General features: G+C 41.1%; 22 protein-coding genes. 9 read left to right on the forward strand and 13 right to left on the reverse strand.

Annotated features, from left to right (window positions below; genetic code table 11):
• Window positions 1–3: 3 nt before the first annotated feature.
• On the reverse strand, window positions 4–2196 hold the full coding sequence (locus D6V41_RS16430) for a S9 family peptidase (RefSeq protein ID WP_241664580.1): 2193 nt from the start codon (window positions 2194–2196) through the stop codon (window positions 4–6).
• Window positions 2197–2650: 454 nt separating this feature from the next.
• Between D6V41_RS16430 and D6V41_RS16435 the strand changes: the two genes are divergently transcribed.
• The 3 genes from D6V41_RS16435 to D6V41_RS16445 all read left to right on the forward strand — a co-directional run bounded on the left by D6V41_RS16435 (window position 2651) and on the right by D6V41_RS16445 (window position 4449).
• Window positions 2651–3280, forward strand: a complete 630-nt coding sequence (locus tag D6V41_RS16435; RefSeq protein ID WP_136252632.1) for an NAD(P)H-binding protein — start codon at window positions 2651–2653, stop codon at window positions 3278–3280.
• A 133-nt stretch (window positions 3281–3413) separates the two neighbouring features.
• Window positions 3414–3779: a hypothetical protein gene (locus D6V41_RS16440; protein WP_136252633.1), complete on the forward strand. Its 366-nt coding sequence runs from the start codon at window positions 3414–3416 to the stop codon at window positions 3777–3779.
• Window positions 3780–3933: 154 nt separating this feature from the next.
• Window positions 3934–4449 carry a YgjV family protein gene (locus D6V41_RS16445; RefSeq protein ID WP_136252674.1) on the forward strand — a complete coding sequence of 172 codons (516 nt, stop codon included), beginning with the start codon at window positions 3934–3936 and terminating at the stop codon, window positions 4447–4449.
• A gap of 91 nt (window positions 4450–4540) precedes the next feature.
• On the opposite strand, the gene D6V41_RS16450 is transcribed toward D6V41_RS16445, so the two are convergent.
• The gene (locus D6V41_RS16450; RefSeq protein ID WP_136252634.1) at window positions 4541–6760 is read right to left on the reverse strand and encodes an immunoglobulin-like domain-containing protein; all 2220 of its coding nucleotides are present in this window, start codon (window positions 6758–6760) and stop codon (window positions 4541–4543) included.
• A 148-nt stretch (window positions 6761–6908) separates the two neighbouring features.
• Here D6V41_RS16450 and D6V41_RS16455 point away from each other — a divergent pair, with 148 nt between their 5' ends.
• Entirely contained in the window at window positions 6909–7736 is an 828-nt protein-coding gene (locus D6V41_RS16455; protein WP_136252635.1) for a helix-turn-helix domain-containing protein, read from the forward strand.
• 111 nt (window positions 7737–7847) lie between these two features.
• Here the strand turns inward: D6V41_RS16455 and D6V41_RS16460 are convergent, their stop codons facing one another.
• From D6V41_RS16460 to D6V41_RS16470, 3 genes are all read right to left on the reverse strand, one after another.
• Entirely contained in the window at window positions 7848–8252 is a 405-nt protein-coding gene (locus D6V41_RS16460; RefSeq protein ID WP_136252636.1) for an ExbD/TolR family protein, read from the reverse strand.
• 157 nt (window positions 8253–8409) lie between these two features.
• Window positions 8410–8946, reverse strand: coding sequence for a flavodoxin FldB (gene fldB / locus D6V41_RS16465; protein ID WP_136252637.1), 537 nt, complete (start codon window positions 8944–8946; stop codon window positions 8410–8412).
• Between the two features lie 43 nt (window positions 8947–8989).
• Complete coding sequence (locus D6V41_RS16470; protein WP_136252638.1) at window positions 8990–10891, reverse strand: metallophosphoesterase family protein; 1902 nt, start codon at window positions 10889–10891, stop codon at window positions 8990–8992.
• A gap of 161 nt (window positions 10892–11052) precedes the next feature.
• Between D6V41_RS16470 and D6V41_RS16475 the strand changes: the two genes are divergently transcribed.
• Window positions 11053–12177 (forward strand): hypothetical protein, encoded by a 1125-nt coding sequence (locus tag D6V41_RS16475; protein WP_136252639.1) that lies wholly within the window; start codon window positions 11053–11055, stop codon window positions 12175–12177.
• 89 nt (window positions 12178–12266) lie between these two features.
• Here the strand turns inward: D6V41_RS16475 and msrA are convergent, their stop codons facing one another.
• Complete coding sequence (msrA, locus tag D6V41_RS16480) at window positions 12267–12806, reverse strand: peptide-methionine (S)-S-oxide reductase MsrA (RefSeq protein WP_136252640.1); 540 nt, start codon at window positions 12804–12806, stop codon at window positions 12267–12269.
• A gap of 133 nt (window positions 12807–12939) precedes the next feature.
• Here msrA and D6V41_RS16485 point away from each other — a divergent pair, with 133 nt between their 5' ends.
• The 3 genes from D6V41_RS16485 (at window position 12940) to D6V41_RS16495 (ending at window position 15684) form a co-directional block, all read left to right on the forward strand.
• Entirely contained in the window at window positions 12940–13329 is a 390-nt protein-coding gene (locus tag D6V41_RS16485; RefSeq protein WP_136252641.1) for a thiol-disulfide oxidoreductase DCC family protein, read from the forward strand.
• An 84-nt stretch (window positions 13330–13413) separates the two neighbouring features.
• Window positions 13414–14139 (forward strand): SDR family NAD(P)-dependent oxidoreductase, encoded by a 726-nt coding sequence (locus D6V41_RS16490; RefSeq protein ID WP_136252642.1) that lies wholly within the window; start codon window positions 13414–13416, stop codon window positions 14137–14139.
• A 114-nt stretch (window positions 14140–14253) separates the two neighbouring features.
• The gene (locus D6V41_RS16495; protein ID WP_136252643.1) at window positions 14254–15684 is read left to right on the forward strand and encodes a sodium-dependent transporter; all 1431 of its coding nucleotides are present in this window, start codon (window positions 14254–14256) and stop codon (window positions 15682–15684) included.
• 32 nt (window positions 15685–15716) lie between these two features.
• Here the strand turns inward: D6V41_RS16495 and D6V41_RS16500 are convergent, their stop codons facing one another.
• Both D6V41_RS16500 and D6V41_RS16505 read right to left on the reverse strand, forming a co-directional pair.
• Window positions 15717–16646 (reverse strand): NAD-dependent epimerase/dehydratase family protein, encoded by a 930-nt coding sequence (locus D6V41_RS16500; protein WP_168711068.1) that lies wholly within the window; start codon window positions 16644–16646, stop codon window positions 15717–15719.
• A 101-nt stretch (window positions 16647–16747) separates the two neighbouring features.
• Window positions 16748–17572: a DUF2884 family protein gene (locus D6V41_RS16505; protein WP_168711069.1), complete on the reverse strand. Its 825-nt coding sequence runs from the start codon at window positions 17570–17572 to the stop codon at window positions 16748–16750.
• A gap of 429 nt (window positions 17573–18001) precedes the next feature.
• Between D6V41_RS16505 and D6V41_RS16510 the strand changes: the two genes are divergently transcribed.
• Window positions 18002–18193 (forward strand): hypothetical protein, encoded by a 192-nt coding sequence (locus D6V41_RS16510; protein WP_136252646.1) that lies wholly within the window; start codon window positions 18002–18004, stop codon window positions 18191–18193.
• A gap of 65 nt (window positions 18194–18258) precedes the next feature.
• Here the strand turns inward: D6V41_RS16510 and D6V41_RS16515 are convergent, their stop codons facing one another.
• The 5 genes from D6V41_RS16515 to D6V41_RS16535 form a co-directional block, all read right to left on the reverse strand.
• On the reverse strand, window positions 18259–19575 hold the full coding sequence (locus tag D6V41_RS16515) for a mechanosensitive ion channel family protein (protein ID WP_136252647.1): 1317 nt from the start codon (window positions 19573–19575) through the stop codon (window positions 18259–18261).
• Between the two features lies 1 nt (window position 19576).
• Window positions 19577–20455 (reverse strand): acyltransferase, encoded by an 879-nt coding sequence (locus D6V41_RS16520; RefSeq protein ID WP_136252675.1) that lies wholly within the window; start codon window positions 20453–20455, stop codon window positions 19577–19579.
• 5 nt (window positions 20456–20460) lie between these two features.
• Complete coding sequence (locus tag D6V41_RS16525) at window positions 20461–21366, reverse strand: acyltransferase (RefSeq protein ID WP_136252648.1); 906 nt, start codon at window positions 21364–21366, stop codon at window positions 20461–20463.
• Between the two features lie 100 nt (window positions 21367–21466).
• Window positions 21467–23611, reverse strand: coding sequence for a sensor domain-containing diguanylate cyclase (locus D6V41_RS16530; RefSeq protein WP_136252649.1), 2145 nt, complete (start codon window positions 23609–23611; stop codon window positions 21467–21469).
• Between the two features lie 78 nt (window positions 23612–23689).
• Window positions 23690–25843, reverse strand: coding sequence for a GGDEF domain-containing protein (locus D6V41_RS16535; RefSeq protein WP_136252650.1), 2154 nt, complete (start codon window positions 25841–25843; stop codon window positions 23690–23692).
• Window positions 25844–25995 lie beyond the last annotated feature (152 nt).

Raw genomic sequence — 25995 nt, forward strand, 5'->3', positions numbered from 1 at the left:
GTTTCAGTTATCCAGGTGGGTATCGAAAAAGTTAGTAATAGTATGATACAAATGAATGCCGGTATTTGTTCCTCTGATGCTATGTTTTTTGCCTGGATAGTCCATGGTATGAAAGGGAATCGCTAAATCTTGCAAGTGTTTATACAGTTTGGTGGAATGTGTAAACAGCACGTTATCATCAGCCATGCCGTGGTAGATAAGCAAGTCCCCCTTAAGGTTTTTAGCATAGGGAAAGACACTGGAAGCCGTATAGGCATCGTCCACCTCACGAGGGTCGCCCATGTATCGCTCTGTATAGTGCGTATCATACAAACGCCAGTCAGTTACCGGTGCGCCTGCAACGCCAGCCGCAAAATAATCAGGCGCTTTAAACATAGCCATTAATGCCATATAGCCCCCGTATGAATGCCCGTAAACACCAATATTATTTGCATCTACATATTCAAGGCTATGCAAAAACTCAACACCCGCTACCTGATCGTCCACTTCTACAAAACCCATTTTCTGATACAAGTGGTCTTCGAACGCTTTTCCGCGATAATTAGAGCCACGATTATTAAGGGTAAAGACAACGTAGCCTTTGTTGACCCAGTGTTGCATTAATAAGCCGCGTTTGCCTGCCCACTGATTTGTCACCATTTGAGCGAGAGGCCCACCATATAGGTAAACAATCGCTGGACGTTTGTCAGATTTTTGTTCCGAACCTTGATCAGTGCGCTGGCGTGGAGTATATAAGCGATAGTACAAATCTGTTCCGTCTTGCGCTTTGATAGTTCCAAATGAAGGCTTTATCCATGCCTGCATATAGGGTTTAAGCGGATGGTCATCGTTCACTTCGTTCTGTTCAAGCCACTCCAGCATTTCGCCTTCCTTGTTGTAAATAGCAACTTGTGGTGGTGTGTTTATATTGGAGCGTTTATTAACAAAAATACTTGCGTCATCGCTAAAGCTGGCGTCGTGATAAAAACCAGCTTCACTTAAGCGCTTGATTGATATTTTTGTTGCGCTTTTTGCCGATTGACGGGCCGTCTCGACATTAAGAGCATAAATATGCTTTTCAAGCGGGGTGTCTAGCCTGCCTTCGAAAAAGAGCATTTGAGAAGCTTGATGAAAGCCTCTGATCCTATCAACGACCCAACTGCCTTCAGTCAGTTGAGTAATTATCTCACCAGAAGCATCATGCAAATAAAGATGTTTATATCCGTCTTTCTCTGATGCCCAAATGAATTGTCCATTTTCTAAAAACAGCAGGTCATCGTGCAAGTTTAACCAGGTTGGGCTTGACTCATTGATTAGCACGGTAGTTTGTTCATTTGCAAGACTGTAGTTCATCAGGGTAAGTTGTTGCTGATTACGCGACTGCACTTGATAAGTCAAATTTGAGGGATTTTTCCATTTCACCCGCGCCAGGTAGATATCAGCGTTTTCACCTAATTCAATCCAGCTTGTGTCGCCCACAGTCAATTGTTGATTTGTCTTCTCAATCTGTTTTAAACCAAGCTCGATGTTGACGTTATTCGTTCCGGCTTTAGGGTATTTTTGCTCTATCATTTTTATGGAGTCAGCGTAAATTTCCGAACGCGTAATCGTTAAGACCGACGATTCATCAACTTTGGTAAATGCAATATGCTGTTCATCGGGAGACCACCAATACCCAGTCATTCGGGACATTTCTTCCTGAGCGACAAACTCAGCCATTCCCATTTTAATATCACCACCGCCTTGGCTTGTGATGGCGATTTCTTGCTTGGTTTCTATATCCATTGCATATAAATTTTGCTCGCGAATAAAAGAAATATAGTTGCCTTTAGGAGAAAATTTAATATCAGTTTCAAATTCAGGCGTGTCTACCAGTTTTATTGCCTGTTGTTGGCCTAACTGAAAATAGTAAACATCTCCTGCAAGCGGAAATAAAAGCGAATTGCCATCACTTGACCATTGATAATCAATAATGCCACTGCCATATACACGCATACGTTCCCTACGGGCTTTTTCCTCATCAGATAGTGCTTCTTCGCCAGTGTGAAGATCATCAGAATCAAATAGCAGTTGTGTTTTCCCGCTGGCGATGTGGTATTCCCATAAATCATAGCGATTCTGATCACTTTCTTTGCCACGGGTAAACGTCACCCTTTTTCCATCAGGACTGAGCTTTATATTCTTTGGTGAATGCCCCGACAATGCTGGAGATTGCATTATTCTCTTGATACTCAATGCTGCGTTTTGAGCTGTTTCGGCCTTAGCCTGGTCATCGTTTGCGCTTGCAGGATTTGCGATTAATAATAAACAGACGAGCAATGAGCCGGTCAAAATAAAAGTGAAATTGCGCTTTCTTCGCAAACCTAACGTATTGTTACAAACACTGGAAGGAGCTTGAATGTGATTAATTGAGGTATGTGTGATAGCTAATAGATTAAAAGAGTGATTCATAGAGATATGCTTATTCTTATAATTAAACCAAAATATGAGGAGCAGAGTTGTTTTAAGCTCCAAGCAGAAAAAGAAACTGTCCTCAAGAATTGAAACGAATATAAAAATTAAAAGTTGCGACAGAATTTCTTATTCCGAATTGAGATTATCACAGAATTTTAAATCCAGGGCGGTTTTTACTGGTAAAACCTAAATCTTGGTCAAGAGAACAAATAATCAAATGACAAAACAATACACAGCAATTGTATTAGGGGCAACAGGCTTGGTAGGAAAGGCCTTAGTCAATCAACTGTGTCAAGATGACCGGTATGAGCGCATCACTTGTCTTGTGAGAGCGCCATTGTCAAAAGCGGATTATCACGACCCTTTAAATAAGCTCCATCCTTTGGTTATCAATTTTGATGAGCTTCAGGACTACCAGGGATATTTTTCTGTCGATCATGTTTATTGTTGTTTAGGGACGACGATAAAAAAGGCGGGTAGCCGAAAAGCGTTCAGGCGAGTGGACTTTGAATTTGTGCACGTATCAGCGCAACTGGCTCGTGCGCAGCGCGCGAAAAGCTTTGTGTGGATTTCATCGTTAGGGGCAAACGCAAAAAGTAAAAACTTTTATTTACGAGTGAAAGGCGAAGTAGAAAACGCCATACTCACCATGCCCCAACTTAATAATGCCGCCGCAGTAAGACCACCGTTACTAGACGGCAAACGCAAAGAAACAAGACGAGGGGAGTCTATAGCCTTAAAAATCCTTCGATTTTTATCCCCCGTTATGAAGGGAGCTCTGGCGAAATATATTCCGGTTCCTCCTCATCAAGTTGCCAATCAAATGATCGGTTTGCAAGTTTTTTAAATATTTGACTGTTATTTTACCTTGAGCACTGTAAGCTAGAAATTAAGCACAAAAGCCCGATTTATCTCTAAAGCAAACCGCAAAAAATGCGGATACAGTAACTATAGATTCCCACAACTGCTAGGTACTGAATATGAAAGATATGATCCCAGCTTCAACCCGTGCATTATTCAACCGCGTGAAAGTGGAAAAGTTTTGGTGGGACGGTGTGCAAGTGAATATCCCATTTCACTGTGTTTATGCTGTCATTCCTAATCCCGTTGCTGATCATTACTCAGTGATCAACGGATTTAATGTGCCCATATTAGCGCTTGGTAACTATCATGTTCCCATATGGGATCCTATGCACAAAGAATTAAAAAGTATGCCCAAATTTGCAGTGGTCCTCACGCATCAAGAAGGTGAAAAGTTCGGTCTTTATGCCTACCCTGCGGATTGCATGGACGAATCGTACAGCATTTCTTATGACGAGTGGTTTGCGAGACAAAAAATTTCCTAAACTGTTTGTTGGTAATATGGCTGGCAATTAAGGCTGAAAACCGCATAATACGCATCCTTTTAACGAAAGAGGGTGTGTATTCTTGGAAGCCTTGTTTTTAGGTACTTCAATTTTCGATAATTTTTTTGCAGGCGGAGTCAGTGCAGGTCAGCAAGTGTTGGTTGCTGAAATTTTTGGCGCAGTGGCTGTTGTGTTCAATTTTATTGGTTATCGACAAAGTGATATCAATCGATATCGCTTTATATCCGCCATCGCATTAGCGGCCGTCAGCATCCATTTTTTTCTCTTAGGCGCTCTGGCAGCCGGGATCGGTACGGCGTTGGCAAGCGTCAGAAATCTCATCGCCATTTATTATCGCGGCAACCCCATCTTGGCCATGTTTGTGGTATTGAACATCGCGTTCTTTTCTTATGAATGGTTTTATTTAGATAGCCCCTGGATCATCATTATCGCTTACACATCTTCCATGATATTTACGGTTGGCTCAATCATTTTCACGCAGGCTGCACAGGTGCGTCGCTGGTTTATACTGGCCGAAGGACTTGGATTAGTTTATGCAATCCTTGTGGGCAGTATTTTTGGAACTATTTTTAATATTACTAATTTATGCAGCATTTTTTATGTGCTTTATAAAGAGAGGCAAGAGAGGCCTGACGATAGGCAACCGTGATACCGTGAGGTTTTGCTCGTATATGTTAGCTCCGCTGGAATTTCCGGTTTAATATCAAAATGGCGGGATAGGAGTAAGCCTGATTACAGGCTTACTCACGATTCACGATATGGCTTTGAATATTTAGTAAACCTGCCTCTAATATCTGCGACACAAATACCATCTCACGGTTTGTTGCCAAACTCACGCTTACTTGCGAAATGCTTGCGTTGTTTGTATCTTGCATCAAAGTAGCGGGTGTGGACCATGGTGCATCACTATTCAAACTTCTGGTCACATAAAGTATTCTTTCGCCAAATTCAGCGTTTTCCAATTCTACAGTCTGCACCCATGCAATAAGTGCATCATGGTCAGTATTCATGTCAATTGAAACACCTAAGCTGTTTTCGATATTCAGTTGACCGTTTAAGTCCTCCAGTAAAATTGCATCTTGCCAACCGGTTTGATTACTCCAGACGCTAGCATATGCGTTTATCTCGCTTCCACTTTGCTGCACCCACGAAGCAACAGCGTAGTCACTCGTTGATGCAAGCTTGGGTAGGATAGCGCCTCCAGTATCTTGACTATGCAAGGATACTGCGCCACTCCAACCTGAAGCCTCAATATACTGGTTAATATAAGCAAGCTCTGCGACCTCTCCATCGAGGCGTTGAGTAAAGGCTACGAATGCATCGCCGGATTCGGTAACTGAAACACTGATATATTGTCCTACAACAGTGCTTGCTACATCTTTTTGCAACATAGTAAAGTTGCTAAGGTCATTGCTTCCCATTACCTGTAGATTATCAATAACAAACGCCACAATCCTGTCTCCGCTTCCGTTTACTTCAACATCAATTCCCGTTGAGACATTTGAAATCTCTGTTCCACTAACAATCGGTTGGCTCAGTAATAAAGGCGCACCCCATGACTCAGTTAGATGATCGTATTCTGAGACCTGTACGGTACCATCAAAGGTCCATATTGCGGTTGCATTCCCTTGAGCATCCATTGCAATCTTGTGCTGTGGTGGACTACTTTGATTTCCACTATCGTTTACGTTAATTCTATGAGGTTCTGCCCAGCCCGAATTAAGGTCAAAAGAAGAGGTCATTATGTGAATTTCTATAGAGGAATTCACTAAAACTGTTTCTTGCCAGATAGCAAAGCCGTTTCCGCTTGAATTAATTGCCAAGTCCAAATTAGCAGTGCGAGGGAAAGTCTCCGGCGCATTTACTTGAACTGGGTCCGACCAACCATTGTCTTGCGAATAATGATTACTAAAAATCGCACCGTCCTGGCCCCAAAGCGCAATGACATTGCCATTCTCATTTCCGATAGAAACGGGGTCGCGCGCGGGCGCTCCCGGAGAGTTAATCAGTTCCAGTTTGACGTCAGTTTGTTCTGCATCCTCCGTAGTAAAAGTTATAAGTATTGGTTCTTCTATGGTGTTACCAGCGGTATCGCTTACCTCAGAAGTAATTTCCAGGGAATAGCGGGTATTGCTCAACAATACATCGTCAGGAATTACAGTTACTGTGTTTTCCATCAGTGAGACTTCAACCTCGATGGGAAGCATGCTTTCGTCCATCAGTTTAATGCTTGTATTATCAATGGAATCAAGGGCCAACACCTCGCTGAAAACGAGTCTCACTGCAATATCGGTAGAAACATCGTTGGCATTATTTTGTGGTACGCTTGATACGAGTGAAGGTGGGACAGAGTCAGTAACAATGATCGTCCGCGTTATCGTTTGCGCTGCATTCCCGCTACTATCACTCACATCATATTCCAATGTGTAGGTACCGATAATGCTTGTATCAACGTTTCCGCTGACTTGAATATCAGCGCTCAAATCTCCCTCAAAGCTATCCATTGCTGTCGCTCCCTGATCATTGTAATCATCACCCAATTCTATCTCTTCACTCGATTCACCTATAAGAGATATGACGGGCGCTATGCTATCTACAACGGCCACGCTCCTAATTACCGGTGTAGCCGCATTTCCTGCGGCATCGCTGACAGTATAAGTCAACTCATAAATTCCCAGCCGTGAAGTATTAACTTGGCCTTCAATATCTATATTTTCACTAATATCACCGTCTATGTTATCACTTGCTGTAGCACCCTCGTCTTCATAGGTTTCGCCTGCTTCTATCGTTAAAGATGCTTCTCCTACCAAAGAAATGACTGGCGCAACGGTATCAGGTGGATCAATAGGAGGAGCGAGCGGATCATTTGTTTCGGCATCGTTACTATCGCTGCGACAGGCGGCAAGTAAAATGATTAAGCTTAATATTGTGAGGCCATATTTGAAGACTTGTTGGCTCATTGGTTTAGTCCTTTAAAAACTTATTAGAAATGATTTGTCTGTGTTATTTTTGGTCGGATTGGGATACCTTAGAACACATAACAATATCGATTATTAAAATAGTGTATTGCTTGTCTATTCTTCAATATTGTAAAAATCGGACATTCTTATGAAATCCATGTTTGAGCCTGCATTGCTACCAGATGGACTGCAGAAGCATTTCAGGCGAGCTTTAATTGCAATGGCTGGCAAAGAAATTGATATCACAATCCCAGTAAGTGCGACTGGGTATTGCTATTTGGGCTGGGTATTGAGAGGCAATTGGCAAGGCTATACAGGTGAAAAATTAATTTTTGATTCTAGTGTTGATGGTAATTTGGCGATTGCTGGTCAAATTACACGACAAGACATCAGAGCACGCTTTAGCGGCGACTTAATTATGCTTAATCTCGAGTTTCAGGCAAGCGGCTTGTATGAGGTCTTTGGTATAGATGTGAGTCGATTGAATAATCAAACCTTATCTATCAACGATATCATCCATTCAGTTCCGCGATTTTTGGATACCAAATTGCAAACGGCAAGCGAACTAACGCGAAAGCTGGAATCTATCCTGTCCAATCTGCCGAAGTATCGACCTAAAGACAAGGTAGTAGAGGTGGTGTCGATGATTGAAGAACACTCAGGCGTGGTTAAAGTTCAGGAGCTAGCACAACAAGTCAAAGTCAATGAACGAACACTACATAGAAATTTTACGTTTTGTTGCGGCATAGGCCCAAAATCATTTGCCAAAACAATAAGAGTAAATAGTTTGCTGAATAGACTTCTTCAAGAACCTGAGAAATTATCAGAAATAGCATTGGAATATGGTTTTAGCGATCAAAGCCATATGAATAAAAGTATTGTTGAATTTCTGGGCTTAAGTCCACAAAAGGTACAGGCTGGCATTCATGAGATACTAGAAAGCTTTTTAGCGAACTCGCAAGCTGACTCCAAATGATACTCAGCGATTAAGAATCATTTATAAACACATGGTTTATAAATAAATAACCCCTAACGATGATGTGTCAACGCTTAGGGGTTATTGAAATACTAATATGGTTAGCTAGGGCTAGTCTTTCTTTACTAACACCGATACGTTCGTAATACCCGCCAGTTTTACCTGATCCATTACTTCTACCACTATTCCGTGCTCAGTTAATTCGTGAGCCTGAATAGCTGCGGTCTCAGTCGCGTTTTCAGCTAAATATGTTTGGGTGTTTGCCACCACTCGGCGAATGTCTACTATGCGTCCGCCCATCATAATCTGACCTGTCTCATCAATACGGATAGACAATGCCTTGCTCGGTTGGTTAGTTGGCGTATTGTCTTTAGGACGGTTAGCCGTTAAGCCTTTTTCTGATGAAAAGGTGGTTGTAACGATGAAAAATATCAACATGATAAACACAATGTCTAGCATCGGTGTCATGTCAATTTGCGCGTCATCATCCGCCGCTGTATGCTTTTTTCTCTTCATTCTCTGACAGCTCTTCTTCTATTACCTTCCCCATAGTATATCGATTCACACAAAAATGAATAGGGGGAAAAGTAAAAAATTCTTTAACAAATTGCTTTTTCTGGGGCGTGTTAGTTTTCGCTGTATGAAATTTGTTCACAGTAATAACTAATATGCCCTAGCTGGCTTGCCACTCTGCGACAATTTGTTCACACCATTTTTCTATGCGTTCGTCGCTCAAATCGAATTGATTTTCATCATCAAGACTCAAACCAACAAAATACTCACCATCTTCGGTTTGCCCCTTTGATGCGGTATATTCATAACCTTCTGTGGGCCAATATCCAATAATATCGCATCCCAGAAGAATCAGTTCATCGTGTAGCATACCCAATGCATCCTGAAACCAGTCAGCGTAACCGAGTTGATCACCAAGCCCATATAATGCAACCGTTTTTCCACTTAGGTTGAGCGTTGAAATGTCATCCCAGCTTGATTCCCAGTCCTCCTGCAATTCACCAAAGTCCCAGGTTGAAATACCGTAAATGATAATGTCGTAGTCGGCGGATTTTGCCAGTTGGGTATCTTTGATGTCAAACATATCAATGGACTGCCCGGTAAGCTGTTGTAGCTTCGCCTGAATTTTTTCACCGGCCATCTCTGTGTAACAGGTAGTTGAACCGTAGAAAATACCTATACGTTTGTCAGCGGTCATAACATCTCGTCATCATATTCTAAAATCTATTATGGTAAATGCTTTAATCATCGTGGGTAAACACTACCTTTTTGCCGTCTGCACAGATCACAGTGCACTGCTTTTCATGCCCCTTTTCATCTAACTGTAAAAGACCAATGGCACAAGTGTTGACGATATCACCTTTTATGTTTTCCGGCTTGCGTTGCTTGACCGACATGTTTCTGCGCTTTGTTAACCAGTTAAGCGGTGAGCGATGTCCATAAAGCCATCGATTAATGCGCTCAAACCATCGAATTAGCTTTTCAGGAAATTCGTTATGTAATCCCGAGCATGTAAACTGGACAATTTTTGGGCTGTTGCGCCTAAACCTGAGAGAAACATCATACACAAAGGAGTAATGTACATCGCCAGATAAAATAATAAAATTAGGCGGCGTTTTAATATGGCGAAAAATATTCAGCATGACATTTGCCGTGCCTCGATGCGCCATCCAATTCTCGGCATCAACCATTAAGGCACCACCAAAAGTGGTAAAGACACGCTGAATGGTTTCAATAAATTTAACGCCGTATACCGGCGCTGCGCTCACCATAATAACCGAGTCTTTGCCTAAAATATTCTGCTGCAATTCACATAAACCTTCCCAATCCATCAAACCCGAAGGTTTGTTTTTATTTGATTCACTGCGCCATCGCTGCGTGCGCGTATCTAATACTTGTATTGGAGGGGTCGTATTAAGTTGATAGTGCCATTGGTCAAAATCAAAAAGTGTGTCTATAAATTCGCTGTGCTGATTAAAGCCACCGTCGCAGAAAACGGCTTTTGCTCTTTCAAACAATGGCTTTAGTTTGCTTGCCGGATTACCTATTCCCTGGAAGAGAAAATAGCCGGCAAGTGCGTTCCCGACAATGCGCTTTGAAAAGGGATTGCCATAAACCTGTTCTTCCCATCCGCGGGTAAGATTCCAATCGTCAGTAATGTCGTGATCATCAAAAATCATATAGCTGGGAATGCGCGCCAGTCCATACTCAAGCTCAGGCAAGCCTTCACAAAAGTTTACGATATTGTCTTTTTCTTTTTCATACTGCGATTTATACGCGTCTTTGATATCAGGTTTGTCTAAAGTAATGAAAGGCCATAAGCGTGATGACCAAGATAATAGATATAAGGCTATAACTTCATTCAGGGCGATTAAATGATTATGTGCATGGACTGAGGTAAATACCGGCTTACGTTTACCTTTAAAAAATGCATCTGTGAGTTTTTCGTTCGCTTCAATTTCGGGAAATAAGTGCTCGCGTTCATAAAAGCTGTGTTCATGCAACAGCAATTCTTGTGAATTAGCTATTACACTTGCTTCAAAATTTTCATGATGCAAGCCCAGCAAATCAATCACTTGATGTATGGCAAAAAGCATGGGACCTGCCACGTCATCGACATACACCTGATCGCCCGTTAAAAGCAGTAAATCTGGATAATCAGTTTTTGAAGACTCGGCTTTTAAAAGTTCCGATATAACAGGCAGGGCGTCCTTTTTATGAAAATGTGCCTTACGACAGCTTCCGTGAAGAACATTATTTAATTTCTTTGCAAAGTAAAAAGGAATGCTTTTCTCGGTATTTTGTTCACAATCGAAGAGTTCGGGTAAGGCTTGGTCAAGTGCTTGAGTATGACTATCTAGTTCAATATCAATATTGTAGGCGTAAAAAGCATTTGCTCTTAACGCTATCTCGGGTTTAAGTCTCAGCAAATGGATATAGCAGTGTTTACCGACGCAAAAACTAAGTTGTTCACATTGCGCTTCTTCAAGCGCTAAAACATCTTTGTTTTCATCAAAAAGTTTGCCGTGCAATGTCGCTTGCTTACTTGTCACCAGATAAAGCGTGACAATGTTGTTGTCAACATGTCGCAGCATCGGGCCAAGAATAATCAATGGTAAGCTTTTTTCGGAACTTTTTGTCATTAAGTCCACATCTGTCATCAAATTTACAAAATTTTACGTATAATGAAGTTCATCACAAGCCAAGCATAACATGTTGATTAAGAGATAGTTATTAGGTGTACACTTTAAACTGTAAAACTTCGTTAAACTTTTTTACCACTATTGTCGGCTTAAGCATGCTTATGCTAGCTAAACCCGTTTGTAGTAAGAGCAATGAGATCCAACTCGCCCCTGCATTGGTACTTAATGGACAGTGGATACGCGAGTCAGATGGGAGTTCAATGCTAAATCCTCAAACATCTGGATTAGCATTTCACCCAGAAGGATATCTAAGTATCTCTGATGCAAGCGCAGATGAGTCGCAAATTCAGCGTCTGCATTTAATAGACAGACAATCATCTTTCATTTTGGAAAAGTTTGGACCAATAAAACTTGCCGAAGCGTTAAGTGAAAGTTGTTTCGCCCCATATTTACAAGACAGACCCGATTTTGAGGCGCTAGTTGCGCTTCCGGGCAAGCCGAATACCTGGATAAGTGTCACTGAAGATGCAACTCGCTCACAGCCCCTAAGTCCCGCCTGCATCGAGCAATATCGTGAAACCGGTTCGACAGACTATCCTAGCTTGCTGGTTGAAATTACCATGCGAAACGAGAGTTTGTTGATAAGCGGTGTCAGGCCAGTTCAGTTTGCGAAAGAAGATGAAGTGGGTAATTTCCCTAATGACGGCATTGAAGGCTTAGCGGTTGATAAACAAGGTAAGTTGTATCTTGGCCTGGAAAAAGATAATCACCAGCATGCTCGTGTTTTCTTTGTAAATTTAAATGAGGAACTATTTAATACCCAATCATTCATTTTAGCCAAAGATGCCAATTTAAACTTACCGCAAATTGAGGAAGGAAATCACCCGATAAACGGTATGGATATTGTCTATCCTGATAATAATCAAAACGGATATCTGATTGCAGCCGCACGAAACGATAATGAGTTATGGATCATGGATTTAGACGGTGTAAAGCCAACACGCATCGTCCCGCTTACGTTTTTTGCACCTAGCTTTACGTTTGGTGACTTACCTGAGACAGTCTATAGTCTGCAGGACTGTAATGAGATAAAAAACGGCTGGCACAAAATGCACAACGCTTCGTTAGAGGGAGTGCTTGTTGACGAAGATACCTTGGTACTTATTAATGACCCGTGGAAAGCTAATTATCTAAAAAATGTAAAATGTGAGGCTGACAAACTGCCGTATGAGAGAATGTCACCTCTAATTTTCAAAACACCATTACAAGCAGACTGGTTTAAGTAAAGTCTTTACAAGTAAAGACATTTTAAGTAAAGGCGTTATAATTAAAAGCTCGTTGATTAAGCGTCACTTAGTATTGCTTTAGCTTTCTATTACTGGGATTTTAAACGACTGGCAAAGGTTTTTTTAAACTTTGCCAGCTTCGGCGCCACTACCATATTGCAATATACATTTTGCGGATTGTTATTGAAGTAGTCCTGATGATAATCCTCGGCCTGTTTGTACTTACCTAGAGCTTCAACTTCAGTCACGATTTTTTCTGGCCACATGTCCATATCACGCATTTCACTGATTATTTTTTCAGCATCATGCTTTTGTGCATCGTTGCTATAATAAATTCCAGAGCGATACTGTGTGCCAACATCATTGCCTTGTCGATTAAGTTGCGTTGGATCATGCAGGGCAAAAAAGATTTCTAGGATTTCGCGTCTACTAATTTGCTCATCATCAAAAGTAACTTGTACCACTTCAGCGTAACCAGTGTTGCCGCTACACACTTGTTCATAATTTGGATTATCTGTATGTCCGTTTGCATATCCAGAGTAAGCGCTTACCACACCCTCAATCTGATTAAATGCACTTTCTATACACCAAAAACATCCACCGCCAAGCGTGATCGTTTCATGAGCCATTGTTAGCTTCCTTTTACAGGTTAAAATTGGAGTTTATACATGTATGCAAGCGCTTAGGTTTTCAAGTCATCTGTAATAAGAAAAAAAGCGTACACACTTCAAGAGTTAATTTATTCACGATGTAGGAGTTGATATGGCGTTTACGATTTTTTATGACGGACTCTGTCCGCTTTGCGACATTGAAATGCGCCATTTGAAAAAACGTAATACAGAAGGAAAGTTGCGCTTTGAGGATATTACTGCTGATGACTTTTCTAAACGCTATCCACACTTGGATTGGGATGCCTTAAACAATCGCATTCATGGTATGGAAGAAGATGGTGAACTGATTGTTGGGCTCGATGTTACTCATAGAGCCTGGAGTTTAGTTGGTTATGGGTGGCTCTACGCGCCTTTGCGTTGGCCGATTATTCGCCATGTTGCAGATAAGTTTTATCTGGTGTTTGCCAAGCATCGCTACAAAATTTCGTATTACTTAACGGGTAAAAAACGTTGCGAGACAAACTGCCTGAAAAAATACTGAGCGCTGGATAACAAGCGTTTGACTCCAGGCGCGTAACACTGGGAGTAAATGTCAAACGCACTTTTGGCTTAAAACGGGAGAGATATGCAATCAAATGTACTAGTTATTGGGGCTAGCGGTGGCATCGCAAGTGCCCTTCTAAAGCAGTTAAATGAAGATGAGCATGTGCATAGTCTTGTTTCAGTATCACGTAGTGATGTTGCGCCTTTGTCAGATAAGCATCAACATCATGTGTTCGATTCATCGAGCGAGGCAAAGGTTGAAGCATTTGTGAAAGAGCAAAAAGGCAAGCAACGCTTCACTCATGTTATATGTTGTACCGGTGTGTTACACAGCTCGGGAAAGCTTATGCTCAAGCCTGAAAAGCGCCTTGAAGACATCAATGCAGAGCAGTTAAGCGAGTATTTTCGAGTGAACACGATTGTACCTGCAATCTGGGTTAAGCACGCGGTTAATATAATCAATAAAGACAAGGCCACTATTATCGTATTTAGTGCAAGAGTTGGGAGTATCAGTGAAAATAGATTAGGCGGGTGGTACGGCTACCGAGCCTCTAAGGCCGCGCTCAATATGATTATGAAAACCGCAGCGGTGGAATATAAGCGCAGGTCGCCTAATACGGCGTTGGTGTGTTATCACCCCGGAACGGTTGACACCGAGTTGTCAAAGCCTTTTCAGGCAAATGTTAAACCGTCTAAACTGTTTACGCCCGATTTTACTGTAGAGCAGCTGATCAAACACACGCTTTCACTGGACCCAGAAGATTCTCCTTTTTATCTGGATTGGGAAGGAAAAACGATAAATTGGTAAAAACCGCGTTATATAAATGCGCTTTTAACCGAGAGTAGAGCAAAATTTGTTTAGAGACTTTTATGTTAATGGCTGTTAACATTTAGCGAAAATAATAATTAAAAAGGACAATAAATGGCAGGCTCTAGGGAGCAGTTTGGCTCAAAACTTGGCTTTATTTTAGCGGCTGCTGGGTCAGCGGTTGGGATTGGTAACTTAGTTGGCTTTCCTGTGGGTGCGGCTAAAAATGGCGGTGGCGCATTTTTAATCATGTATGCCATTTTTGTATTTTTTATTTGCCTGCCGGTGATGATTGCAGAAATGACAGTAGGTCGAGCGGCTCAGAAAGACCCGTTGGGAGCACTCACTTCACTTTCAGGAAATAGCGCTGGTTGGCGATTTGCTGGTTGGTTATCAATTATCACTCCATTTATGATTGCCGTATTTTACCTGGTTATCACGGTATGGATATTTGGTTACTTATTTGAATCGCTCATAGGTAATCTTGATTTACTGGCGCAGCCGGAGACATTCGGTAGCTTCATAAACTCTTACGATTTGTTTATCTACATGGCAGGCGTCATCGCTGTTGTTTACTTGATCCTTCAAGGTGGGGTAAAAGAAGGCATTGAAAAAGCAGCAAAAATTCTCATGCCATCTTTATTTTTTATGCTTCTGGCATTGGTTGTTTTTGTGTTAACTCGCGACAATGCAATGGCAGGTGTTGAATATTATCTAGTCCCTGACGTTAACAAAATAGATGCAGCGGTAGTCAATGGTGCCTTATCTCAGGCCTTCTTCTCACTTTCGTTGGGAATGGGGATCATGATCACCTATGGAAGTTATATCGATAAACGTGCTGACCTTCCGGGCTCCGCGAAATTAGTCGCTTTAACCGACACGGCTGTGGCATTTACCGCTGGTCTCATGATTTTACCGGCAATATTTTCATTTAACCCTAACGTAAATCCCGATGAATTAAGTGAATCATCGATTTCAATGATTTTCTCGTACTTGCCGCAAATCTTTTTGGAGCTGCAAACTTCGCTCGGGTATGTAGGCGCTAGCATCGTAGCCAGTATTTTCTTTTTATTGGTGTTTTTTGCAGCCATTACATCGCTGGTATCTATATTTGAAGTTCCTGTTGCCGCCCTAATGGACGAAAAAGGCATCAAGCGCAAAGCATCCCTTATAATATGTGGGCTCTTGCTAGTTATATTCTCCATCGCCTGCGCATTGTCCTTTGGTTTTGTGGCGTTTTTTACAAGCTTTGTCTCTTATGCTGGCGCAGATAAGTCGTTTTTTGATGTCGTTTATGATGTGTTTTACGACACCATCCTTCCACTTAACGGTCTTTTGATATGTTTGTTTGTCATTTATCGCTGGAAAAAACTGAAGTTTAATGAAGAGTTAGACCAAGGCGCACCACACTTTAAACACAGTATATTGGAAAAATACGTGAATATTAGTTTGGGAACCTTTATTCCAGTGATTTTGGCAGTGATTTTTATTAATACTGTGGCGTTAAAGTATTTTGGTGTTTCGTTACTTAGCTACCTGATATAAATATTTGCTCGAAAAGGCTGCAATCGCAGCCTTTATTTTTTCAGCATATCGTAGGGACTTGGATATCGCAGATCTATCCCTAAACAATTTAGCGTGAAAGTGGCATCGATTATTTTACCAAGGGTTTTACTTTTTTTTCCTTGGCTAGTTATTTGCGCAGATTCGGCTTCGTCATCTTTGACAAAGTTTGGTCGAGGAAGATTGAGGGTATCTGCCGCCCAAGTGTAATAATCCTCTCTGGTGGGGTGCTCAGTCGAACAAAGCTGAAAAACTGTATTATCTAAATCATGATCATCAGCCTTATTTTCAGCGCGACTGATAATGCGGATAAGGGCCGTTATCACATCATCGCGATGAACCAAATTTACTACCTGGTCACCATTTTCTATGCGCTCTCGCTTGCTTAGAGACGTCACCGGATGCCTAAGCGCGCCATCTTGGTCGTGCCCAATAAGACCTGCCAGCCGTAATACACTTGTCTTGTTTGGATGATTACTGATGGCTTGTTTTTCAATAAAGGCGTGGGCTCGCCCTGATGCCGTCTCCGGGCTGAGTTGAGACTTTTCTGCAAGCCTACCGTCTTGACTGCCGAAAACTGAGGTCGTGCTAACAAAACAAAGGTGCAGACTTTTACTGGCAATTGCATATTCGATTAAAGAAAGCATGCGTGATTGAAAGCTCTCTGCTCTATCGCCTTTAGCTGTAGCAAGCTGGTTAGATAGGTCTCTGCGGCCTGGCGCAATATTGACAATTACGATTGCATCTTTAAAAAGGCTGAGCGGTAATTGTTTCTCTGGCTCAGATTCAAACAAGTCGAATAAATAAGTATCAATGCCTGATTGTATTAGGCGCTTTTGCTTTTCTGTAGAGCGCGTTGTGCCTGCTACTTCATATCCTTTCGCCAACAGTTCATCGGCAAGTCCTTGTCCCAGCCAGCCAAGACCTATGATTGAAACCTTCAAGCCAATTGCCTCTTGTTGTAATAATATATTGTTGAAAATGCAAAAAGCAGAGTGCATAACTCTGCTTCATCGCTTTAAATAAGCTTGCGAACTTTTTTAGACTAAGCCGATTTTTGTGTTAACTTTAAAAAGTCCAGCCTATTTAGACCATTAATTTTTTGCAAATTACTCTCTGTGTCATCAACTTTCTGAAGTGTGTCGCAAAGTCGATTCGCGTCGTCTTCGAGCGCTTTAGACTGCTCAGTAATTTGAGACTCAATGTTGTCGCCCAGGTTTTCCATTCTTGTCTGGAAGTCTTTAGCGCTGCCTTCACCGCTCATCATACTTTTACCAAGCAGCATCATAAATTCCCCCATCGCCGTAGCCGTAATTTCTTCAACTGCCGAATTTAAAGACTGCTCGAGCTCACCTTTTAGCTCACCGTCACTTCCAAAAAATGCTTGATTGAATGTGTAGCTATTAGGCTTTTGATATACCTGCTCCTCGAGCAGATTCTGCAAATCGCTGAGCTTTTTATTTATCATTTTGGGCAGTTGACTATCTTCACCAAGTAAGCCAGTAAAGACTTCAGTTAATGCCGTATTGGTAATAGCGATGGCCTTGGCAGCAAGCTCAATCGCTTGAGGTACGGCGCTCTTTATCCCATCAACATAATCTTTAACGTAGCTTTGCTCTTCGCTTGTAAGCGCTAAAGTTTGACCATTCACGCTTGCGCTTCCTTTATCTGTTAATATGATGATATCGGCGTTGCGTTCTGTGATCGTCACTTTATCCTGGTCAATAACAATATCTCCGTTGACCTTAATGTCGCACGTTGTATTTCTAAAATTCTTGGTGTTTAAAATAGATGAATCATAGGTGAGAGAATAGCTGTTGGGCGCATAAAATAGCGCCGTTACGCATAAGGTAGCTAATAATTTTTTCATAAACAGTTCCTTTCTCGCAGATAAGCACATACTAAATGTATTCTAACACGAAGCTTAGGTGCTCACGCTTCAATTAGTTGTTGTTTTGCTTAGTTGTCGTTTTATTTTGCAGCGTTAACCTTTTAAAAGGTAAGGCCATAAGTAAATTACCTTATAGCAGCGATTTTCATAAAGCATGTCCTAATACTTTTCACAAATCACATAGCAAAACATAGGCCAAATAAAAAGTTGTTGATTATCAATTAGATATAGTTGATTAGATTCTGTAGATCGTCAGAAATTCCATATTTTGGCGAAATTTTCATGATTGTGTCTTATTGACCATGATCACTAAAGTATGAAAAAAGACCTTGGTAGCATAGTCCTTTATTCTTGTTTAGGGCATAATATGCGCCGTTTTGATAATCTCAGGCAATTAACAGGTCAATAATGAACGAAATAATTAGCATGCTTAAGTTTGGTGCTTTGATGGTAGCGCTTGTTTTAGGGTTGAGCTGTATCGTGATGAGCTTAACCACAAGTAAATCGGGTAAAGAAGCGCTTCAAGAGCGCATTGAGTACGGTTTTTTTGGTGTAACAGGCTTGGCAATCACAGGGCTGCTTGCATACGCTATGAGTTGATTTACAGATGATGTGAGAAGCCGACCATGTGTGAAGTGGTCGGCTTTTTGTTACATCAATTGCTATTATTCTTTTGAAGCAATTCCTTGTGATAAATAAGACGCCTGAGGATCATTTTGTAAGTTAGTGATCCGTTGATAGGCGCGTAAGCCAAATATGGGTAGCATCGATAAAACATGATCGAATATATCCGCTTGAATCCCTTCATATCGCACCCAATCCTGAATTCTGCTAAAGCAATAAATTTCGATAGGTAAACCGTTATCTTTTGGCGGTAGCTGCCTAACCATGCAGGTTAGGCCTTTGTGAACGTCAGGATGCTGACTCAAATATGCCTGAATATAGGCCCTAAATGTACCGATATTAGTTAGTTTTCGCGCGTTAATAATATCCAGTTGCTTTGCACTCAGGACTTTACTATCTTCTTCTAAAGCAAGTTTTTTACTTTCTAAGTAGGCTTGCAAGATTGCAATTTTTTGCCATCGGCCCAAGTCTTCGGCACTTGCAAACTTTATACTTTGCATATCAATTTGCACCGCTCGTTTAATCCTTCTGCCACCAGACTCACTCATTCCTCGCCAATTTTTTACCGCTTCAGTTATCAAACTGTATGAGGGGAGGGTGGAGATGGTTTTGTCCCAGTTTTGCACCTTGACCACAGTAAGTCCGATTTCTAGTATTTCGCCATCAACTTCGTACTTTGGCATTTGTATCCAATCACCGGTATTAAACATGCGATTCGCTGCAATTTGAATTCCAGCAACAAAGCCTAAAATGGTGTCTTTAAACACCAATAGTAAAACGGCTGCTATCGCAGTTAATCCCGATAATAGATAAATTGGACTCTTGCCCAGCAAAAGCGAAATGATCAGAAAAATTAGTGCAAGAGTAAATAACAGCCTGCCAACCTGTATAAAGCCGGTTATTGGCGCTTTTTTGGCAAACCGTGTCGACTTATAGATTGTTCCTACTGCGGTAAGGGCTGCTTGAAGTATGCTATAAACCACCAACATAATGTGTAAAATACTCAATGTATTGACCATTTCATACATGCGGCTTTCGGGCACTAATAGAATGTCTTTACCAAAGTACAAAACCAGGCCAGGTGTCAAAAATGCCAAGCGTCTGAAAACGCCCGCATCTTGTAAATTGTCGTCCCATTGAGATTTTGAAAAGCTGACTAGGCGTGCAACTTTAAAACGCAGAATAAATAGTGCTACTACCCAAGCAAGAATTGCGGCACTTGCGAGCATGCCAAGTCCTATCCACTGATGAAGCAAGTCACCTGATTGGGACTCTACACCAATATATTGAGCAAATTCGGATATCAGCTCACTTAAATGTGCTTTTGTTTCTGCCGTTGTATTACTTAATGCTGCCATACTAATTCATCCAGGCGCGCATCCGCGCATTTTTCTTTTCCCACAAGGTATTTATCCATGTTTGAAAACGTGCTTGAAAATGCTCATCATTGAAATAATCACCAATGAGCTCCTGTGTGACGGGCAAGGTGGTTACATCGATAATGATTTTAGTCATTCGACCGCTTAGCATGTCCATCATTGGATGACGGGAGTTAGGATAAGCTATCGTAATGTCGAGAATATTGCTGAATAAATTTCCCATCGCAGATAAGGTAAAAGCAATCCCTCCTGCTTTAGGACGCATTAAATGCGAAAAAGGGCTTTTTCGTTTTGCATGTTTTTCGAGGGTAAAACGAGTGCCTTCCACAAAATTGATAACAGTGGTCGGTTTATCTATATACCGTTCACAGTAATGCTTAGTCGTTTCGATATCCTTTCCGCGTAGGTGCGGGTTCTTAGCCACAAACTCGCGGGAATAGCGACGCATAAAAGGCATATCAAGCGCCCAGGCGCCGATTCCGACAAAGGGAAGCCATATCAATTCCTTTTTCAGAAAAAATTTAGGAGGCGGAATGCGAGGGGCGCAAAAATCTATCATCAAAATAATATCCAGATAGCTTATGTGATTTGCCGTAATCAGATACCACTTATCTTTTGATAAAGCCTTGTCTATTTCAATGCGTATTTCGATGCGATTAAACATCTTTATGAACGCAACGCTTAAAATACCAAACGAAAAATACATTCGATGCATGATGGATAAGAGAAAGTTTCTAAATGCTGCGAAAGGAATAAGCAATTTAATTAAGCCGAAAACAATGACTAAACTGCCCCAAAATCCGAGATTAATAAGCTGAAAACTTAGGTGAATGGGAAATATTAGGATACTTCTGAGCATGGTCATTAACTATGCCACTCCTTTGATAGTGTTTCGAGTTTTTTATCTTTATTACGCCATAATCCGTTGATCCACTCTTGAAATATGCGTTTTTGTTGATCGTCAGTAAAATATCTATCACTGTACACGCCACTTGATAGCAAAGCCTGAACATCTATTGTTTCAACATCTACGACAATATCCTTCACTTTTCCGCTGACAAAATCCCAGTAAGTCGGGATCCCTTTGGGGTAGTAAATTGTGACATTTATCAGTTTGGTGAGCCGTTCACCCATCGCGTTAAGTACAAAAGCGATACCGCCCGATTTGGGAGTAAGTAAGTGCTTAAACTCGCTATCTGGTTTTACTTTACGCGTGTCAAAGCGTGTGCCTTCAACAAAGTTAGTGATACTGACAGGCTTGAATTCAAATTTTTCACATGCCTTTTTTGTGGTTTCTAAATCTTTTCCTTTTAAATGCGGATATTTTTCCAAAAAAGCTCTGCTGTAGCGTTGCATAAATGGAAAGTCGAGCGCCCACCAGGCCAAACCAAGAAAGGGCACATAGATGAGATTTTTCTTTAAAAAGAATTTTAGAAAAGGAATTTTGCGATTAAACACGCGCTGCAGAGCAAGAATGTCTACCCAAGACTGATGGTTTGCAATAACCAGATACCATTCTTTTACAGAAATATCCCTTTCGCCTCGATAAACAAAATGGGTTCTAGAAAAGATTTTTTGATTAAGGTTGTTTATCGATATCCAAAGTGTAGCGATTCCGTCGACCACTTTAGACATCCATCGGCGCCATGTAGTGATTGGGATCAGCTTCAATAGAGAAAAAAATAAAAGAGGTAAACACAAAATGACTGTGTTTAAAAAGTAGAGCAACACAGAAATAGCGCCATTAAATAAGTGAAAAAGAGACTTCATGCTTTAAATTTTTCAGTCGAATTGTAAGTAAAGTGAGGGGATTATACTCATTATGCCGAGACTGTCATATTTAGTGTCGATCGACAAATGCCTGTTCACTCTAGGTGTTGGTGTACCCTACAGTCACAACGGATATTTGATTTCGTCCACCGCGTTTACATTTGTAAAGCTCTTCATCTGCCAAACGCACAATATCTTGTAGCTCCAGATTAACATTCCCAAGTACACTACAGATCCCAATACTGACAGAAAATGACACCGACTCATCCGAATTAGCTGGTTTCAGGCGAATTTGATTGGTTTGATGATGAATATTTTGCATTAATTGATGGTGCGCATGAATATTCTTACCCGACATTAAAATGATAAATTCTTCTCCGCCATAACGGCCAATAATATCCGTGTCACGTTTGCAATTTCGCTGCATAAGTGCCGAGAAGGCTTGCAGGCACTTATCGCCAAACAGGTGACCGTGTGTGTCGTTAACTTGTTTGAAGTGGTCAATATCAAGCAATGCCAAACTAAAGGCTTGTCCCAGACGATAGCTTGTTTTAATGGCGTTTCTGGCAAGCTCGTCAAATCCGCTTCGATTGAGTAGTTGCGTCATGCCGTCTTCTCGTGCTTGTGCGGCGAGCTGAAGATTTAACTGTTCAAGTTGCTCTGTTTTCTCATTGACCTGTTGCTTGAGTCTGTTCTCGAAATTACGCATTAAAAACTGAGTGCGTTTCAGTTTATTGGCTACGTCTGAAAACTCCTTACTGTTTGGATAAGAAGCAATCGCGTCGATTTCTGCCTGGTCAGACTCAAGAAGCGCAATAAGCGGAGCGGTGATTCTATGCGCCATCTTGTGCGCAAATAATAAAAATATTGCAATAACGATAGCCAGGCTAATTCCGGCGATGACAAAGTAGTCTCTGATTGCATTTGAGAAATAGGCAGACTCGGTAAGGACATAAACTTTCCAGCCATAGCTCGTTTGTTCGCGGTGATATACGTAATGCACATCTTCATAAACAAGTACTGGGAGCTCACTCACAATATAATTGTAGGTAGGCATCGGCAAAAAGACGGATAAGGGATCTGTTTGCATACTTTTTGATGCATAAATAGTTAAATTGGCAGCATCGGTAATAATGATTTTTTGCTTATCCAACAACTGCTCTAACTGGATCCGAAAGTTTTTAATCGCGTCTAGGTTAATTGCACCAAATACAATACCTTTAAATTCACCATCCGTGATAATTGGAGCAGCAATCGACACCATCGGAGCAACAACAACTCCCCTGCTAAGCAAGGTGTTTGATATAAATGTTTCACCTGAATTACGCGCAGCATTAAAATAATTACGATCGGATACGGTTTGGAGCTCGGGAGGCAGGCGGGCAATTTCGCTATTGTATTTTTCTGGAGCAAAATACAGGAATTGACCTCGCTCGTCAGTAACTGTGATGTTAAAAAAAGCCGGGTGGGATACTTGTGAGTCCAACATAAACTGTTGCACCTTTGAAAACTCTGTTCCATTTCTTAAAAGGGCCGCAACTTGCTCAACGATCAATTTATGCTCGTCAATAAATGCATTGGTAAGCTGTGAAATATGGCCAGCATCTGATTTAATTTTATCTACCCACAGTTCCTCATGCTCGTTTGAGCTGTTGCCTATAAATAAAAATGAGATAATCAAAATAGGCACAACTAGCACACTTGCGCAAATTGCAAAAATGTTTGAAGACAAACGATGCTCTTTGGCAACAAACTCTGACTGTTTATAATCTGATGGCATCACTGCCAGAATAGATGCTGCAATTGCCGCGCAAAGTAGCCCGTTAAGTCCGTACTGGATGCTCACGAGCAAACTTATTTCTTTTAGATAAGGCGGAGATACATTGCACATTAACCAAATAAACGGCATGCCGATGCACAACCAATATCCAAAAGCGGCGATCATGATGAAAACATTGCGATAAATAATAAGCGCAATAATGGTAATTTCCAGGGCGTGAGCAATAATAAAGATATGATTTTGACCCGCAAGCCATAAACTCAAGATACTCGAAAAAAGAACAAATAGCGCAAACTTGGTTGGTAAAATCACTATCGACAATAATACGAAGATACTACCAAAGCTCAGTTTGGCTTCTCCGATAAGCGAAACGGGAAGAAAGAGGTTACAAACAAGCGCAAGCATCGACAAAAATAAACATCTTTGACAATACTCGATTAACGACGGTTGCTTGCTTACGGTCATTCGCAGTCCACTTTAATGCTTGGAACTTATTTTTATAGTACTACTGACTACACATCATATATTAAGTGTACTATGCATTTAACGTACAAGGGTACTAATTTTGTTTCTTCCGGTACGTTTGCTTAAATAAAGCTGGTCATCTGCGAGTTTAATCATTGATTCAAAGTCAATACTGAAGTCTTTTTCTACGCTGAACATGCCAGCGCTTACTGTTATTTTTATCACTTCTTTATTGTGGCGAAAATCCGTTTGAGCAATGCAGTCCTTAATAAGCTGTATTCTTTCTCGGTGTTCATCAATTTCACCACCATTGATCATGATGATAAATTCTTCTCCACCAAACCGTCCAATGATATCAGTATCGCGCTTACAGTATTGCTGCAAAACGCGCGATACCGATATTATGCATTTATCACCAAACAAGTGTCCATGACTATCATTAATACGCTTGAAATGGTCAATATCAATCAAAATGATTGACATTTTAATGTGGTTACGTACGCAATTACGATAGGAAGTAAGCGCAAATCGATTGAAGCCGGCACGATTCAGCAGTTGGGTTAAGCCATCTTTTTGTGCAAGTGAGTATAACTCTTTATTTAGTTGTTTAAGTTGTCGGGTTTTGCTTTCTACTTGTTCCTGCAACTGTTCATGAAAATCATTCATTAGCGCATGTGAACTTGTGAGCCTATCTGCTAACTGTACAATTTCTTCGCTCACTTTGGCATCTTCCATAATTTCAAGGCTTATTGATTTATCTGGAAAATGCGTTGCGATTTGCTCCAGTGGCTGGGTAATTTTGCGAGCCAGTTGCTTCGCGATAAATCCAAAGAAAACCAATAGTAAAATCGAGCACACCATGAGGATAAAAAAATGATGCATCATTTCTTGTGTCGCGAGCTTTGGTGAAGAGAGTGCAAGTATCTTCCAGTCAGAATCAAGCGTTGTCTGTTTAACCAAATATTCCTCTTCATCAAACATGATGGTTGGAACTGAAGAAATCAGGGGATATGAATGAGGTAAAAGTTCAATAGCCTGACCGCGAGCAATCTCAGAAAAATTACTTACGATGGCTTTATCAGATGCATCGGTCACAACATATGCAATCGTGGGGTTTAGTTGCTCATCAATTAACTGAGCGTAGGAATTAAACTGGATTGCTCCAATTATCATTCCTTTATAGCCAGTGGTGTTAAATATAGGGGCATAAACAAAAACAGCAAAAGACTCGTCTGAAAGACGCACAAGCTCACTGCTTAGGGTTGTTTTTCTTAAGTTTCTGGCTTCTTCAAAGGCCGGGGTATTTATCATAGCAACTCGGTCTCTTACATTTAAAAGCTTATGCGCAGTAGCTGAGGGGCCTGTCGCCACAAAATTATTCGATTGACCAACAATATAAGTCCCGATTAGTAAGTGGGGCTGGTTGTCAATATTCGAAATCAACTGCTGCGTAGCAGGCAGGTTGTCAGTATCTGCCAAAAATTTAGCAACCTGCGTTAAACTGAGCTTGAGATCGTTTACGCCCTGCAAAACAGCATGTGTGATTTGCTCGTTCGCCAATTTCAGGCTCTGCTCAATAGCTCGCTCATTTTGATTGGATGCTTGATAAATAAAAAACAGGGATATCAACAGTGCCGGTAAGGTTACCGTTAGCATACTTAATGAAAAGATGAGCGAAGCAAGTTTCGGAGGGCGCTTCATATAGGCACTTTGCAAAATATTTCGCGGCAAAAGCCAGTAAATGATTGATGCAACTGAAACGCAAATTAAACTGTTAATTGCTCGCGTAAATCCATTGATGAAAAGAATTTGCAGATCAGTGCTTTTGGTCAATGCACTTAAAGTAAGCAGCAGCGGTATACCAATAGCAAGCCAGTAAAGCATGACTGATTGCAATAGAAAAAACCCACGCTTTAACAGCACGTGAACGCAGATGATTTCCATTGCCAGAATAATAATCAGATAGGGATCGCTTGCATATATCGAAGTGACTAATGCAGAAATAGCCACTGCTACCATGGCGGAATTAATGCCACGAATCACTAAACAAAGTAAAACGAAAATTTGACCAAAATATAAGGTGTAGTTGGCAAAGAATGTTAAGCCTAAAAATGCATTAACCAGCCCACCGAGAATGCCAAAGTGGAGACCATAAAAAAGATTAGGCAAAGCAAAAAAGGTCGACTCAGTGCTTTGTTGCCGTCGCTTTATTATTAAATCCCTGTCCTTCATTTAACCCTTATTTATTCAATAAAAAGCGTCACGGTTACGTAACTACATTACTACGTTTAAAAAGCGAAGACAGTGGCTTGTTATGCCTTTACTTGACGAATATAAACAATTTATTATGCATGCTTATTAACGATTTTCAAATAGTGAAGTCT

The organism is Ningiella ruwaisensis (assembly GCF_004798935.1).
GTDB classification, from domain to species: Bacteria; Pseudomonadota; Gammaproteobacteria; order Enterobacterales; family Alteromonadaceae; genus Glaciecola; species Glaciecola ruwaisensis.